General features: G+C 62.4%; 17 protein-coding genes. 15 read left to right on the top strand and 2 right to left on the bottom strand.

All coding sequences use genetic code 11. The features are described 5' to 3' along the window. Window positions 1-12: 12 nt before the first annotated feature. Both NVV94_RS02740 and NVV94_RS02735 read left to right on the top strand, forming a co-directional pair. On the top strand, window positions 13-477 hold the full coding sequence (locus tag NVV94_RS02740) for a DUF2946 domain-containing protein (RefSeq protein WP_258445727.1): 465 nt from the start codon (window positions 13-15) through the stop codon (window positions 475-477). A gap of 66 nt (window positions 478-543) precedes the next feature. After that, the gene (locus NVV94_RS02735; RefSeq protein ID WP_258445726.1) at window positions 544-1,914 is read left to right on the top strand and encodes a PepSY domain-containing protein; all 1,371 of its coding nucleotides are present in this window, start codon (window positions 544-546) and stop codon (window positions 1,912-1,914) included. Between the two features lie 139 nt (window positions 1,915-2,053). Here the strand turns inward: NVV94_RS02735 and NVV94_RS02730 are convergent, their stop codons facing one another. Further along, complete coding sequence (locus NVV94_RS02730; RefSeq protein WP_258445725.1) at window positions 2,054-2,203, bottom strand: hypothetical protein; 150 nt, start codon at window positions 2,201-2,203, stop codon at window positions 2,054-2,056. Window positions 2,204-2,466: 263 nt separating this feature from the next. Between NVV94_RS02730 and NVV94_RS02725 the strand changes: the two genes are divergently transcribed. The 13 genes from NVV94_RS02725 (at window position 2,467) to ureC (ending at window position 13,474) form a co-directional block, all read left to right on the top strand. Beyond that, complete coding sequence (locus NVV94_RS02725; RefSeq protein WP_258445724.1) at window positions 2,467-2,739, top strand: CopG family ribbon-helix-helix protein; 273 nt, start codon at window positions 2,467-2,469, stop codon at window positions 2,737-2,739. Continuing rightward, complete coding sequence (locus NVV94_RS02720) at window positions 2,739-3,014, top strand: type II toxin-antitoxin system RelE/ParE family toxin (protein ID WP_258445723.1); 276 nt, start codon at window positions 2,739-2,741, stop codon at window positions 3,012-3,014. The genes NVV94_RS02725 and NVV94_RS02720 overlap by 1 nt, the downstream gene beginning before the upstream one ends. A gap of 285 nt (window positions 3,015-3,299) precedes the next feature. Continuing rightward, window positions 3,300-4,565: an urea ABC transporter substrate-binding protein gene (gene urtA, locus NVV94_RS02715; protein ID WP_258445722.1), complete on the top strand. Its 1,266-nt coding sequence runs from the start codon at window positions 3,300-3,302 to the stop codon at window positions 4,563-4,565. A gap of 174 nt (window positions 4,566-4,739) precedes the next feature. After that, complete coding sequence (gene urtB, locus NVV94_RS02710) at window positions 4,740-6,236, top strand: urea ABC transporter permease subunit UrtB (protein WP_258445721.1); 1,497 nt, start codon at window positions 4,740-4,742, stop codon at window positions 6,234-6,236. Next, window positions 6,236-7,315, top strand: coding sequence for an urea ABC transporter permease subunit UrtC (gene urtC / locus NVV94_RS02705; protein ID WP_258445720.1), 1,080 nt, complete (start codon window positions 6,236-6,238; stop codon window positions 7,313-7,315). The genes urtB and urtC overlap by 1 nt, the downstream gene beginning before the upstream one ends. Then, window positions 7,312-8,187, top strand: coding sequence for an urea ABC transporter ATP-binding protein UrtD (gene urtD / locus NVV94_RS02700; protein ID WP_258445719.1), 876 nt, complete (start codon window positions 7,312-7,314; stop codon window positions 8,185-8,187). The genes urtC and urtD overlap by 4 nt, the downstream gene beginning before the upstream one ends. A 135-nt stretch (window positions 8,188-8,322) precedes the next feature. Continuing rightward, the gene (urtE, locus tag NVV94_RS02695) at window positions 8,323-9,021 is read left to right on the top strand and encodes an urea ABC transporter ATP-binding subunit UrtE (RefSeq protein ID WP_258445718.1); all 699 of its coding nucleotides are present in this window, start codon (window positions 8,323-8,325) and stop codon (window positions 9,019-9,021) included. A gap of 31 nt (window positions 9,022-9,052) precedes the next feature. After that, on the top strand, window positions 9,053-9,892 hold the full coding sequence (locus tag NVV94_RS02690; RefSeq protein WP_258445717.1) for an urease accessory protein UreD: 840 nt from the start codon (window positions 9,053-9,055) through the stop codon (window positions 9,890-9,892). A 25-nt stretch (window positions 9,893-9,917) separates the two neighbouring features. Next, complete coding sequence (gene ureA, locus NVV94_RS02685) at window positions 9,918-10,220, top strand: urease subunit gamma (RefSeq protein WP_258445716.1); 303 nt, start codon at window positions 9,918-9,920, stop codon at window positions 10,218-10,220. 8 nt (window positions 10,221-10,228) lie between these two features. Further along, complete coding sequence (locus NVV94_RS02680; RefSeq protein ID WP_258445715.1) at window positions 10,229-10,762, top strand: GNAT family N-acetyltransferase; 534 nt, start codon at window positions 10,229-10,231, stop codon at window positions 10,760-10,762. 6 nt (window positions 10,763-10,768) lie between these two features. Beyond that, window positions 10,769-11,305 carry a GNAT family N-acetyltransferase gene (locus tag NVV94_RS02675; RefSeq protein ID WP_258445714.1) on the top strand — a complete coding sequence of 179 codons (537 nt, stop codon included), beginning with the start codon at window positions 10,769-10,771 and terminating at the stop codon, window positions 11,303-11,305. Further along, window positions 11,302-11,610, top strand: a complete 309-nt coding sequence (locus NVV94_RS02670; RefSeq protein ID WP_258445713.1) for an urease subunit beta — start codon at window positions 11,302-11,304, stop codon at window positions 11,608-11,610. The genes NVV94_RS02675 and NVV94_RS02670 overlap by 4 nt, the downstream gene beginning before the upstream one ends. 163 nt (window positions 11,611-11,773) lie before the next feature. Then, the gene (gene ureC / locus NVV94_RS02665) at window positions 11,774-13,474 is read left to right on the top strand and encodes an urease subunit alpha (protein WP_258445712.1); all 1,701 of its coding nucleotides are present in this window, start codon (window positions 11,774-11,776) and stop codon (window positions 13,472-13,474) included. 11 nt (window positions 13,475-13,485) lie between these two features. Here ureC and NVV94_RS02660 read toward each other — a convergent pair whose 3' ends face one another. Continuing rightward, on the bottom strand, window positions 13,486-13,791 hold the full coding sequence (locus tag NVV94_RS02660; RefSeq protein ID WP_258445711.1) for a chaperone modulator CbpM: 306 nt from the start codon (window positions 13,789-13,791) through the stop codon (window positions 13,486-13,488). Window positions 13,792-13,793: the final 2 nt, after the last annotated feature.

Below are 13,793 nucleotides of genomic sequence, written 5' to 3'. Positions count from 1 at the left end.
TCACTGACGACCATGCGCACGCCCGCCAGGCCGCCCGGATTGCACCGCCGTCATGTGAACACGACGCGCGGCTCCTGGCTCAGCCTGTTTGCCATGTTGATGATCTTTATCGGCCCGCTGATTTCCCAGGCGATGCCGATGGATCACAGCATGCCGATGTCCATGAACGCAGCCATGGACATGCGCACGGCCGCCCCCGGCAGCCATGACAGCGGCCATTCGGCCGAGCATCACAAGGGCGCGGGAAAATTGCAGGCACTCTGGGAAAAGTGCGGCTATTGCAGCCTGTTCTTCCATTGCCCGGCGCTGCCCAACGCCATCAGCCTGCTTGCCTGTGACGCCCCTTCGGCATCAGACTGCCTCGATTCCCGGCCGCTTCAGGGCCATGCCCGCCAGGCGGTCTTCCCCGGCGCCCGCACGCGCGCCCCGCCCCCCCCTCGCTCACGTCTGACTGAAACCTCACGCTGCCGAACCTGAATGCACTGCCCAAGACAGTCGCAGACGGCTGCGTGTGACCTTTTTGCGACACGTGGAGCATGCCCCATGAGCAAACCGAAAATTTCGTTCTACAACCTGGCCTGGCGCTGGCACTTCTATGCCGGGCTATTCGTTGCCCCTTTCATGATCCTGCTGGCACTGACCGGGATCATCTACCTGTTCAAGCCGCAACTGGACCCGTTGATGTACGGCGACCTGCTGACGGTCAACCCTGCGCACCACAGCTTGAGTGCCGACGAGCAACAGCAGCGTGTGCGCCTGGCCTATCCGCACGGGAGTGTCAGCCAATACCTGCCAGCCCCCACTGCCGAGCGCAGTGCGCAGTTCGTGATCAAGCAGGAAGGGCGCGAACTGAATGTCTTCATCGACCCGTACACCGGCACACTTCTCGGTGAGCAGGATGCCAAGGACAACCTGCAGGCCATCGCCCGCGCCCTGCACGGCGAGTTGATGATCGGCACCTTCGGCGACCGTCTGGTGGAACTGGCGGCAGGCTGGGGGATTGTCCTGGTGGTGTCCGGGATGTACCTGTGGTGGCCGCGCGGCAAGTCAGCCGGTGGCGTGCTGTGGCCGCGCCTGCGCAGCCGGGGCCGGGTTTTCTGGCGTGATCTGCACGCCGTTGTCGGCTTCTGGGGCGGGGCGTTGCTGCTGGTCATGCTGCTCAGCGGCATGACCTGGACCGGCGTATGGGGCAAGCAGTTCGCCCAGGTCTGGAACACCTTCCCCGCGGCAATGTGGACCGACGTGCCCAAGTCCGATCAGGAAGCACGCAGCCTCAACAGCGCCACACGCCAGACCGTGCCCTGGGCTATGGAAAACACGCCCATGCCGCAATCGGGCGCTCACGCCGAACACGCCGGCCACAACTCCGGCACCACTGCCCCGGCCGCACCGCAAGTGAGCCTGCAGCAGGTTGTCGATATCGCCACCGAGCGCAGCGTCGAGCCCGGCTACAGCATCACCCTGCCGACCACCGCCGAAGGCGTCTTCACCATCGCCGTGTTCGCCGACGACCCACGCAACGACGCCACCCTGCACGTCGATCAATACAGCGGCAAGGTGCTGGCCGACGTGCGCTGGCAAGACTACAACAACGTCGCCCGCGCCACCGAAATGGGCGTGATGCTGCATGAAGGCAAGATGTTCGGGCCGGTGAATCAGATCATCGTGCTGCTGATTTGCCTGATGATTCTGCTCAGCGCTGTCAGCGGTGTGGTGATGTGGTGGAAACGTCGTCCACAAGGAAGTTTTGGTGTGCCGCCGCTGCGGCATGATTTGCCGAAGTGGAAGACGGCGATTGTGATCATGATTGGCTTGGGCGTGGCGTTTCCGTTGGTGGGGGTTTCGCTGATTGCGGTTTGGGCGTTGGATTGGGGGGTGTTGTCGCGGCTGGGGCGGAAGGTGGAAATGGCCTGAGGTTGTTGGTTGCCTGCGCGGGCCTCATCGCTGGCAAGCGGAACGCCGCCCGACCATCTCCTACAGAGGGATTTTTGCATCGCTGGCAAACCGCTCCATGTAGGAGCTGGCTTGCCAGCGAAGGCTTCACCGCCCAGCTTCAGCCCGACTGCGTCGCTGGCGAACCAACGTCGTCCAGCCCTGCAATGGATGCTTCAACCAGCGCCTTGGCGACTTCGAGCTGATGCATCACCGAGCGCGCCAGCGAGCGCAGTTCGGGCGGGCAGTTGTCGGCAAGTCGACCGGACAAGACTAGCCATACAAAAAGACAGGCGCAACAGCGCTCAAGGCGGGTGGATTATGCTTGGGAAATGCCACTCACAAAATAAAGAATTCACCTACAGAGCGACTGCTATCGAGATATTGCCGATTGACGATTGAAATTTAATCAATATGATTAAATTCAAATCAGTGGTTCGAAACGATGCTCGACTGAATGATTGCCGCACTCAAAGGCGGTCCCTGCCTCACTAAATCCTGCTGTCTCTCACCACACTCAGGGGTGATCCCATCATGACCCGCACAGCTAACACCCGAGTCGTTACCGCTCACATCCCGGTGCAACTGGCCGAAAAGATCGATCAGATGGCTACACGTATAGAGCGTTCAAAGGGCTGGATCGTCAAACAAGCACTCGCCGCGTGGATCGACCAGGAAGAAGAGCGCAGTCGCCTGACCCGTGAAGCACTCGCCGATGTCGACGTCGGTCGGGTTATCGACCATCAGGCTGTTCAAGCCTGGGCCGACAGCCTCAGCACCGACAACCCGTTGCCGGCACCACGCTGATGGAGTTGAAGTGGACAAGCAAGGCACTTTCCGACCTGACCCGGCTCTATGAATTCCTGGCCACGGCCAACCAACCCGCCGCGGCACGAACGGTTCAGCAGCTCATAGCTGCACCGACCACGCTGTTGAACAACCCGCGAATTGGCGAGTGGCTGGAAGAGTTCGAACCGCGTGATGTGCGGCGGATCTTGGTCGGTCACTATGAAATGCGCTACGAGATTCAAGGCTCGACGATTTATCTGTTGCGTCTGTGGCATACACGCGAGGATCGCTAGGCGTGTCGCAATGACAGCCTGCCAAAGCCCTTGGCAATTCCATACGTGCGGTAGAAGTCACAACCTACGTGGCCGCTGCCGGACTCTATGTCCATGCACCAACGAAGCGCGCTCACCTGCACCCTGCCTCCTGACCAGCCCTTCTCTGGTGCAGCGCCACGGCTGAAATATGCCAGAAACCGCCGCCCCAGAGCCTCGCACGCACTTCGGCACACCCCTTGCTAAAGACCCTTCAGAAGTCGCCCTCTGCCCACTGAAAAACTCAAAGTACATGGAGATCGCACAATGAAGCGTCGTAGTTTGATCAAGGCTTTCACGCTGACGGCATCGATTGCCGCCATGGGCATGACCTGGAGCCTCCAGGCCGCCGAGACCATCAAGGTCGGCATCCTGCATTCGTTGTCGGGGACCATGGCGATTTCGGAAACCTCGCTCAAGGACATGGCCTTGATGACCATCGACCAGATCAACGCCAAGGGTGGCGTCAACGGCAAGATGCTGGAGCCGGTGGTGGTGGACCCTGCATCGAACTGGCCGCTGTTCGCCGAGAAAGGCCGGCAGTTGCTGACCCAGGACAATGTCGCCGTGGTGTTTGGTTGCTGGACTTCGGTGTCGCGTAAATCGGTGTTGCCGGTGTTCGAAGAACTCAACGGCTTGCTGTTCTACCCGGTGCAGTACGAAGGCGAAGAGATGTCGCCGAACGTGTTCTACACCGGTGCGGCGCCAAACCAGCAGGCCATCCCGGCGGTGGAGTACCTGATGAGCGAAGACGGCGGCAGTGCCAAGCGCTACTTCCTGCTGGGTACCGACTACGTCTACCCGCGCACCACCAACAAGATTCTGCGTTCGTTCCTGCACTCCAAGGGAGTCGCCGACAAGGACATCGAAGAGGTCTACACCCCGTTCGGCCACAGCGATTACCAGACCATCGTGGCGAACATCAAAAAGTTCTCGGCCGGCGGCAAGACAGCAGTGATCTCCACCGTCAACGGCGACTCCAACGTGCCGTTCTACAAGGAACTGGCCAACCAGGGCCTGAAAGCCACCGACGTGCCGGTGGTGGCGTTCTCGGTCGGCGAAGAAGAGTTGCGCGGCATCGACACCAAGCCGCTGGTGGGCAACCTGGCCGCCTGGAACTATTTCGAATCGGTGGAGAACCCGGTCAACCAGAAGTTCGTCGCCGACTGGAAAGCCTACGCCAAGGCCAGGAACCTGCCGGGCGCCGACAAGGCCGTGACCAACGACCCGATGGAAGCCACCTACGTGGGCATCCATATGTGGGCGCAGGCCGTAGAAAAGGCCAAGACCACGGATGTGGACAAGGTGCGTGCGGCGCTGGCCGGGCAGACGTTCAAGGCGCCGTCGGGCTTTACCCTGACCATGGATGAGAAGAACCATCACCTGCATAAGCCGGTGATGATCGGTGAGATTCAGGATGATGGACAGTTCAACGTGGTATGGCAGACCGCGGAGCCGATCAAGGCGCAGCCGTGGAGCCCTTACATTCCGGGCAATGACAAGAAGCCGGATTATGCGGTGAAGAGTAACTAAACAGCGGATGCCACAACCTGTGGGACCGCATGGCCCCTATCGCTGGCAAGCCAGCTCCCACAGGGTCCGCGTGCACCACTCACTCCTGTGGGAGCTGGCTTGCCAGCGATGAGGCCCTGACAGGCAGCATGGAATTTCCACAGGGGCCGCGCATGTCTTTCAGGACATCTTGATATGCTCACTGCCCTCTATCGCTTCATCTTCAGCCTCGCCCTGCTGCTGCCCCTGGCCGCACACGCCAGCGAAGCCGACTATTTCATTACGAGCAACCCCACCCAGCAAGCGACCCTGCTGCAAGGTTGGGCCGCACAACCGGACCCAACCCGGTTGCCCCTGCTCGAAGCGCTGCAACAAGGCCGCCTGCCGGACGACGAGCGCAAGCTGCGCCTGAACAACCGCCTGCGCGGTCTGGTCGAAAATGCGCTGGCTAGCCATCGCCTGCTCTCCAACCAGACTGATGTGCGCCTGGCTGCTGCACAACAACTGCAAAAAACCGCGCAACCAGCCCAGGTCGCCTTTCTCGACCGACGCTTCGCCGCCGAACCCGACGAGGTCGTGCACGCCGCCCTGGCTCTGGCCCTGGCCAACCTGCAACTGGTCGATACAGACCCTGCGGTACGCCTGGCTGCCGTGCGCCTGCTCGGCGAAACCGGCGACCCGCTGGCCCGCACCCGCCTGGAAACCCTGCTCGACCCCAGCGTGGAAACCGACGCAAGCGTGCGCACCGCTGCCGAAACCAGCCTGGCCCAGGTCAAGCGCAAGCTGCTGATCGGCGAACTGCTGGGCCAGGCCTTCAGCGGTATGTCGCTGGGCTCGATTCTGCTGCTGGCCGCCCTCGGCCTGGCCATCACCTTCGGCTTGCTCGGGGTGATCAACATGGCCCACGGAGAGATGCTGATGCTCGGCGCCTATGCCACCTACGTGGTCCAGATCCTGTTTCAGCGCCTGGCCCCCTCTGCGCTGGAGTTCTATCCGTTGGTGGCGTTGCCGGTGGCGTTCTTCGTCACCGCCGGCGTCGGCATGCTGCTCGAGCGCACGGTGATTCGCCATCTCTACGGGCGCCCATTGGAAACCCTGCTGGCGACCTGGGGTATCAGCCTGATCCTGATCCAGGCCGTACGGCTCTGCTTCGGTGCACAAAACGTCGAAGTCGCCAACCCGGCCTGGCTGTCGGGCGGTATTCAAGTGCTGCCGAATCTGGTGTTGCCGTACAACCGCATTGTCATCATCGGCTTCGCGCTGTTCGTGGTGGTGTTGACTTGGCTGCTGCTGAACAAGACCCGTCTGGGCCTGAACGTCCGGGCCGTGACTCAGAACCGCAACATGGCCGCCTGCTGCGGCGTGCCCACCGGGCGGGTCGACATGCTCGCCTTCGGCCTGGGCTCGGGTATCGCCGGGCTCGGTGGCGTGGCCCTGAGCCAGATCGGCAACGTCGGCCCGGACCTGGGCCAGAGCTACATCATCGACTCGTTTCTGGTGGTAGTGCTGGGGGGCGTCGGCCAGCTCGCCGGCAGCGTTTCGGCAGCCTTCGGCCTGGGCATCGCCAACAAGATTCTTGAACCGCAGATCGGTGCCGTGCTCGGCAAGATCCTGATCCTGGCGCTGATCATTCTATTTATCCAGAAACGTCCGCAAGGCCTCTTCGCATTGAAAGGACGGGTGATCGACTGATGAACCAGCCTCTGCTTGTAACCGCCGCGCAAAAGGCCGGCCCTAAAACTTCCCTTGCCGTGGGTGGCGCCGTGCTGCTCCTGTTGCTGGCCCTGCCGCTGCTGTCGCTGTTGCCGGCCGACAGCCGCCTGCAGGTCTCGGCCTATACCCTGACCCTGGTCGGCAAGATCCTCTGCTACGCGATCGTTGCCCTGGCCCTGGACCTGGTCTGGGGCTATGCCGGCCTGCTCTCGCTGGGCCATGGCCTGTTCTTCGCCCTCGGTGGCTATGCGATGGGCATGTACCTGATGCGTGAAGCAGCGGGCGACGGCCTGCCGGCGTTCATGACCTTCCTCTCCTGGAGCGAGCTGCCCTGGTACTGGGCCGGCACCCAGCATTTTCTCTGGGCCCTGTGCCTGGTGGTGCTGGCGCCGGGGCTGCTGGCGTTGGTGTTCGGCTTTTTTGCCTTCCGCTCGCGGATCAAGGGCGTGTACTTCTCGATCATGACCCAGGCCCTGACCTTCGCCGGGATGCTGCTGTTCTTTCGCAACGAGACCGGGTTCGGCGGCAATAACGGTTTTACCAACTTTCGCAGCATCCTGGGCTTCAGCATCACCGCCCAGGGCACTCGGGCCGTCTTGTTCCTGTTGACCGTGCTGCTGCTGGTGGCCAGCCTGTACCTGGGCTGGCGCCTGGCCCGGAGCAAGTTCGGCCGGGTGCTGACCGCCCTGCGCGATGCCGAAAACCGCCTGATGTTCTGCGGTTACGACCCGCGCGGTTTCAAGCTGTTCGTCTGGGTGCTCAGTGCCGTACTTTGCGGCCTGGCCGGTGCGCTGTACGTGCCGCAGGTGGGCATCATCAACCCCAGTGAAATGTCACCGACCAACTCCATCGAAGCAGCGGTCTGGGTCGCCCTGGGCGGGCGCGGCACGCTGATCGGGCCACTGCTCGGCGCCGGTCTGGTCAATGGCATGAAGAGCTGGTTCACCGTGGCCTTTCCCGAGTACTGGCTGTTTTTCCTCGGTGCGTTGTTCATCGTGGTCACCCTGTACCTACCCAAGGGCATTTTCGGCCTGCTGAAGAAGAGGGGCGAACAATGAGAGGCGTTCCACTACCGGTTGCCCGGCCCGAGTTCATGCTCGAGCCGGCCTTCGACCCCAACCGCGATGCAGGCAGCAGCCGCGACTCCATCGGCCTGGGCCAGAGCATTTTCGGCAAGCGCCTGGACGTACGCCACGGCACCCTCCTGACCCTGGAAGACATCAGCGTCAGTTTCGATGGCTTCAAGGCCCTGAACGCGCTGAACCTGTACATCGGCGTCGGCGAACTGCGTTGCATCATCGGCCCCAACGGCGCCGGCAAGACCACCCTGATGGACGTGATCACCGGCAAGACCCGCCCCACCCACGGCAAGGCCTGGTTTGGCGAGACCCTTGATCTCACCCAAATGAACGAGGTGCAGATCGCCCAGGCCGGGATCGGTCGCAAGTTCCAGAAACCAACGGTGTTCGAAGCCCTCAGCGTGTTCGAGAACCTGGAGCTGGCGCAGAAGACCGACAAATCGGTCTGGGCCTGCCTGGGCGCGCGCCTGAGTGGGGAACAGAAAGACCGTATCGACGAAGTACTGGAAACCATCCGCCTGAGCAGTTCGGTGCACCGTCAGGCCGGGCTGTTGTCTCACGGCCAGAAACAGTTTCTGGAGATCGGCATGCTGCTGATGCAGGACCCGCAATTGCTGTTGCTCGACGAACCGGTGGCCGGCATGACCGACGCCGAGACCGAGTTCACCGCCGAGCTGTTCAAGCGCCTGGCCGGCAAGCATTCGCTGATGGTGGTCGAGCATGACATGGGGTTTGTTGGGGCGATTGCAGACCATGTCACGGTTTTGCACCAGGGCAGTGTGTTGGCGGAAGGGTCCTTGGAGCAGGTGCAGGGGGATGATCGGGTGATCGAGGTGTATTTGGGTAGATAGACCGCGGCGCCTGCATCGCTGGCAAGCCAGCTCCCACAATGTCCGCGTAAGGCATACCTCTGTGGGAGCTGGCTTGCCAGCGATGAGGCCGGGACATGCACCAAAAATTACAGCATCAATTGATGAGATCCAAACATGCTGCAAGTCGACAAGCTCCACCAGTACTACGGCGGCAGCCACATCCTGCGCGGCCTGTCCTTCGACGTGAAGGTCGGCGAAGTCACCTGCCTGCTAGGGCGCAACGGTGTCGGCAAGACAACCTTGCTCAAATGCCTGATGGGCCTGTTGCCGGCCAAGGACGGCAGCGTCCAGTGGGAAGGCAAGACCATTACCGCGTTCAAGCCGCACCAACGGGTTCACGCCGGCATCGCTTACGTGCCCCAGGGGCGGGAAATCTTCGGGCGCCTGACCGTCGAGGAAAACCTGTTGATGGGGCTGTCGCGGTTCGGCGCGAAGGAAGCCAGAGAAGTGCCGGCGTTCATCTATGAATTGTTCCCGGTGCTGCTGCAGATGAAACACCGCCGCGGTGGCGACCTTTCCGGTGGCCAGCAACAACAGCTCGCCATTGGCCGGGCACTGGCCAGCCGCCCACGCCTGTTGATCCTCGACGAACCCACCGAAGGCATCCAGCCTTCGGTCATCAAGGAAATCGGCGCGGTGATCAACAAGCTCGCCGAGCGTGGCGACATGGCGATCCTGCTGGTCGAGCAGTTCTACGATTTCGCCGCCGAACTGGCCGACCAGTATCTGGTCATGTCCCGTGGGGAGATCATCCAGCAGGGCCGTGGTGAAAATATGGAGGCCGAGGGTGTGCGCGGCCTGGTAACCATCTAACCTGAAACCTCAATTGGTACGATCTGCCTTTATGACCCTGCCTGCCTCGAACGCGTTGTACACCCCCAGCTGGCATGCCGAGCTGGAACTGGGCTATGCCCGCTTCGGCAATGGCACGCGGCCAACGCTGCGCCGTCACAAGGGGCCGTTGCGCGTGCAAAAGCACCTCTACGCCGAAGGCCCCGAGGTGTGCCAGCACATCATCGTCCACCCGCCAGGCGGCATTGCCGGTGGCGACCGCCTGAACATCAGTGCCCGGGTCGAGGCTGGCGCCTGGGCGCAATTGACCAGCCCCGGCGCGGCCAAGTGGTATCGTGCTGCGGGCCCGGCCTTTCAACAGCTGGATTTGAAAGTTGCCGCAGGCGCGACCCTGGAATGGCTGCCCCAGGAGACGATCGTCTTCAGCGCCGCCCGGGCCGAGCTGACTACCCACATCGATCTGCAAGGTGATGCCCGGTTGTTCTATTGGGATATCGTCGCCCTGGGCCGGCCGGCCAGCGGCGAGCACTTCGAGCAGGGCCACTTCCAGTCACACCTGGATATTCGGCGCGACGGGCAGTTGATCTGGCATGAACGCCAGCGCATCAATGGCAGCGATGGCCTGCTCGATTCGCCCATCGGGCTCGACGGCAGGCCGGTGTTCTCGACCTTGCTGGTGACCGGCGAAATCGACGCGGCACTGCTGGAGCAATGCCGCTCCCTGCCCAACCGGGTCCGTGGAGACCTGAGCCAACTGCCGGGCCTGCTGGCGGCACGCTGCCTGGCCGATGAGGCCCTGCATGCGCGCGACTGGCTGATCGCCCTGTGGCAGCTGCTGCGCCCGGCGCTATTGGGCCGCGAAGCCATGCCCCCCAGAATTTGGAACACATAATGAATTCAACAGGAATACCGACGACATGGACCTGACTCCACGCGAAAAAGACAAACTGCTGATCTTCACTGCCGGCCTGGTTGCCGAACGGCGCCTGGCCCGCGGGGTCAAGCTCAATTACCCAGAGGCCATGGCCTTTATCTCCGCTGCCCTGCTCGAAGGCGCCCGCGATGGCCAGACCGTGGCCGAACTGATGCACTACGGCACCACCCTGCTCACCCGTGAACAAGTGATGGAGGGCATTGCGGAAATGATCCCGGAGATCCAGGTGGAGGCGACCTTCCCCGACGGCACCAAGCTGGTGACCGTTCACCAACCTATCGCCTGAGGCCAAACATGACTTACTCAGTCCGCGATGCCGTACCTGCCGACTTGCCGGCCATTTGCGACATTTACAACGACGCGGTGCGGAGCACTACCGCAATCTGGAATGAACAACCGGTCGACCTGGCCAACCGCCAGGCCTGGTACAGCGCTCGCCAGGCGCAGCACTACCCGACCCTGGTGGCCGTCGATGGAGCCGATCAAGTCCTCGGCTATGCTTCATTCGGCGACTGGCGGCCTTTCGAAGGCTTTCGGCATACCGTCGAGCACTCGGTCTACGTGCGCGCCGACCAGCGCGGCCATGGCCTCGGTCCGCTGCTGATGGAGGCCTTGATCGAGCGCGCCAGGGCCTGCAATAAACACGTGATGGTCGCCGCCATCGAAAGTGGCAATGCGGCGTCTGTCCGCCTGCACGAACGACTCGGCTTCACGATCAACGGGCAGATGCCGCAAGTCGGCACCAAGTTCGGTCGCTGGCTGGACCTGACCTTCATGCAGCTGATCCTGAACCCGGGCGCTCAACCACCTGCGATTCCTGAGGAGTAAGTCTTGATGAATGCTGCCCAACTGCGTCGTGTCACTGTCGAGAGTTTCCCCCACTATCGCCAGGGCCTGATCGAACTGCTGTTCGATGCTGTTCGGCAAGGCGCCTCGATCGGTTTTATGGCCGACCTGGATGCGCAGCAGGCCAATAGCTACTTCGATGAGGTCAAGACAGACCTGGCCAACGGCAACCTGGTACTGCTGACGGTGGTCAACGAGGAGCAGGTCGTGGCAAGCGTGCAGCTTTCGCTGTGCCAGAAGCCCAATGGCCTGAACCGTGCCGAAGTGCAGAAACTGCTGGTGCGCGAAAGCGTCCAGCGGCGTGGCATGGGCCAGCAACTGATGCATGCCGTGGAAGTCACCGCTCGCCAATACAAACGCGGTTTGTTGTACCTGGACACTGAAGCCGGTTCGCCGGCAGAAGACTTCTACCGCGCCATGGGCTACACCCGCGCCGGGCAGATCCCCGACTACGCCTGCGGCCCCGACGGCCAATACCGCCCTACCGCGCTCTACTACAAGACCCTGCAAGGACCGACTGCATGATCCCAGGCCAATACCGGATCCAACCCGGCGAGATCGAACTCAATGCCGGCCGCCGCACCCTGAGCCTGACCGTCGCCAACAGTGGCGACCGGCCCATCCAGGTCGGCTCGCACTATCACTTTTTCGAAAGCAACGATGCCCTGAGCTTCGACCGCGCGGCCAGTCGGGGCATGCGTTTGAACATCCCGGCCGGTACCGCGGTGCGCTTCGAGCCGGGGCAAAACCGGGAGGTGGAGTTGGTGGAGTTGGCGGGGTTGCGCCGGGTGTTCGGGTTTGCCGGGCGGATTATGGGCAGCCTGGACTGATCCCCCACTCCAATGACGCCGCATACCCTGTAGCCGCTGCCGCAGGCTGCGCTAAGGGCCGCAGGACCTTCGTTCACGTTGAAATGCAGGGGGCTGCTTTGCAGCCCAGCGCAGCCTGCGGCAGCGGCTACAGGTGCTCGACTCCAATTTGTAAGGAAGCTGCATGAAAATCTCCAGACAAGCCTACGCCGACATGTTCGGCCCCACCGTCGGCGACCGCGTGCGTCTGGCGGACACCGAGCTGTGGATCGAAGTCGAAAAAGACTTCACCACCTACGGCGAAGAAGTGAAGTTCGGTGGCGGCAAGGTCATCCGCGACGGCATGGGCCAGGGCCAGTTGCTCGCCGCCAACGTCGTCGACACCCTGATCACCAACGCCCTGATCATCGACCACTGGGGCATCGTCAAGGCCGACGTCGGCCTCAAGGATGGCCGCATTGCCGCCATCGGCAAGGCCGGCAACCCCGACATCCAGCCAGACGTGACCATCGCCATCGGCGCCAGCACCGAAGTCATCGCCGGTGAAGGCATGATCCTCACGGCGGGCGGCATCGATACCCATATCCACTTCATCTGCCCGCAGCAGATCGAAGAAGCCCTGATGAGCGGTGTCACCACCATGATCGGTGGCGGTACCGGGCCGGCCACCGGCACCAACGCCACCACCTGCACCTCCGGCCCCTGGCACATGGCGCGCATGCTCCAGGCGGCCGATGCCTTCCCCATGAACATCGGCTTTACCGGCAAGGGCAACGCCAGCCTGCCCGAACCGCTGATCGAGCAGGTCAGGGCCGGGGCCATCGGCCTGAAGCTGCACGAGGACTGGGGCACCACCCCGGCAGCCATCGACAACTGCCTGAGCGTCGCCGACCAATATGACGTACAGGTAGCGATCCACACCGACACCCTCAACGAGTCCGGCTTCGTCGAAGCCACCCTGGCCGCGTTCAAGGGCCGCACCATCCACACCTATCACACCGAAGGCGCCGGTGGCGGTCACGCCCCGGATATCATCAAGGCCTGCGGTTTCAACAACGTGCTGCCCAGTTCGACCAACCCGACCCGGCCTTTCACCCGCAACACCATCGACGAGCACCTGGACATGCTGATGGTCTGCCATCACCTGGACCCGAGCATCGCCGAGGACGTGGCCTTTGCCGAGAGCCGGATTCGCCGCGAGACCATCGCCGCCGAGGACATCCTCCACGACCTGGGGGCGTTCTCCATGATCAGCTCCGACAGCCAGGCCATGGGCCGGGTTGGTGAAGTCATCACGCGCACCTGGCAGACCGCCGACAAGATGAAGAAGCAACGCGGCCCGCTGGCAGGAGACGGTCCCGGCAACGATAACTTCCGCGCCAAACGCTACATCGCCAAGTACACCATCAACCCGGCGATCACCCATGGCATCAGCCATGAAGTGGGCTCGATCGAAGTGGGCAAATGGGCCGACCTGGTGCTCTGGCGCCCGGCGTTCTTTGGCGTCAAACCGACCCTGATCCTCAAGGGCGGCGCGATTGCCGCCAGTTTGATGGGCGACGCCAACGCGTCGATTCCAACCCCGCAACCGGTCCACTACCGGCCGATGTTCGCAAGCTACGGTGGCTCGCGGCATGCCACCAGCTTGACCTTCATCAGCCAGGCCGCGCTCGAGGCCGGGGTACCGGAAACATTGGGCCTGAAGAAAAAAATCGGCGTGGTCAAGGGTTGCCGATCAGTGCAGAAAACCGACCTTGTCCACAACGGCTATCTGCCGGACATCGAAGTCGACTCGCAGACCTACCAGGTCAAGGCCGACGGCGTGCTGCTGTGGTGCGAGCCGGCCGACGAGCTGCCAATGGCCCAGCGCTATTTTCTGTTCTAGGCGCGTAAAGGTCACTCCTGCACAAATCGCCCCAACCGTTGCCTGAGCATCTGGTTCTCCGTGCGCAGCTGCTGGACCTCCTCCAGCAGTTCGAGGGCCAGGGCTACGCCTTCCCATTCAATGTGCAGGTCATCGCGCAGCTTGGCCGCACGCCTGGCCAGCACCGGAGCGCGATCGTCGAACAGCCAGTCATCCGGCGTTCGCCCCTGAGGTTCAACAATGCCATGCTCGACGATTTCGATCACATAGGCGGGCGGAAGGTCGACCACCTGACAGAATTCTTTCATGCCCCATTGAACGATCAGGGTGCTGCTCATGA

The sequence above is a fragment of the Pseudomonas sp. LS1212 genome, from assembly GCF_024741815.1.
Classification (GTDB): Bacteria; Pseudomonadota; Gammaproteobacteria; order Pseudomonadales; family Pseudomonadaceae; genus Aquipseudomonas.
The sequence above is the reverse complement of the archived record's forward strand: the minus strand, read 5'-3'. Positions and strand labels throughout refer to the sequence as shown.

Bases quoted from the DNA above. Each gene is read 5' to 3' on its own strand.
- ureA (WP_258445716.1), top strand. From the start codon at position 9,918: ATGGACCTGACTCCACGCGAAAAAGACAAACTGCTGATCTTCACTGCC.
- NVV94_RS02675 (WP_258445714.1), top strand. From the start codon at position 10,769: ATGAATGCTGCCCAACTGCGTCGTGTCACTGTCGAGAGTTTCCCCCAC.
- urtC (WP_258445720.1), top strand. From the start codon at position 6,236: ATGAACCAGCCTCTGCTTGTAACCGCCGCGCAAAAGGCCGGCCCTAAA.
- urtA (WP_258445722.1), top strand. From the start codon at position 3,300: ATGAAGCGTCGTAGTTTGATCAAGGCTTTCACGCTGACGGCATCGATT.
- urtD (WP_258445719.1), top strand. From the start codon at position 7,312: ATGAGAGGCGTTCCACTACCGGTTGCCCGGCCCGAGTTCATGCTCGAG.
- NVV94_RS02690 (WP_258445717.1), top strand. From the start codon at position 9,053: ATGACCCTGCCTGCCTCGAACGCGTTGTACACCCCCAGCTGGCATGCC.
- NVV94_RS02720 (WP_258445723.1), top strand. From the start codon at position 2,739: ATGGAGTTGAAGTGGACAAGCAAGGCACTTTCCGACCTGACCCGGCTC.
- NVV94_RS02660 (WP_258445711.1), bottom strand. From the start codon at position 13,791: ATGAGCAGCACCCTGATCGTTCAATGGGGCATGAAAGAATTCTGTCAG.
- urtE (WP_258445718.1), top strand. From the start codon at position 8,323: ATGCTGCAAGTCGACAAGCTCCACCAGTACTACGGCGGCAGCCACATC.
- NVV94_RS02740 (WP_258445727.1), top strand. From the start codon at position 13: ATGCGCACGCCCGCCAGGCCGCCCGGATTGCACCGCCGTCATGTGAAC.
- NVV94_RS02680 (WP_258445715.1), top strand. From the start codon at position 10,229: ATGACTTACTCAGTCCGCGATGCCGTACCTGCCGACTTGCCGGCCATT.
- ureC (WP_258445712.1), top strand. From the start codon at position 11,774: ATGAAAATCTCCAGACAAGCCTACGCCGACATGTTCGGCCCCACCGTC.
- urtB (WP_258445721.1), top strand. From the start codon at position 4,740: ATGCTCACTGCCCTCTATCGCTTCATCTTCAGCCTCGCCCTGCTGCTG.
- NVV94_RS02670 (WP_258445713.1), top strand. From the start codon at position 11,302: ATGATCCCAGGCCAATACCGGATCCAACCCGGCGAGATCGAACTCAAT.
- NVV94_RS02735 (WP_258445726.1), top strand. From the start codon at position 544: ATGAGCAAACCGAAAATTTCGTTCTACAACCTGGCCTGGCGCTGGCAC.
- NVV94_RS02725 (WP_258445724.1), top strand. From the start codon at position 2,467: ATGACCCGCACAGCTAACACCCGAGTCGTTACCGCTCACATCCCGGTG.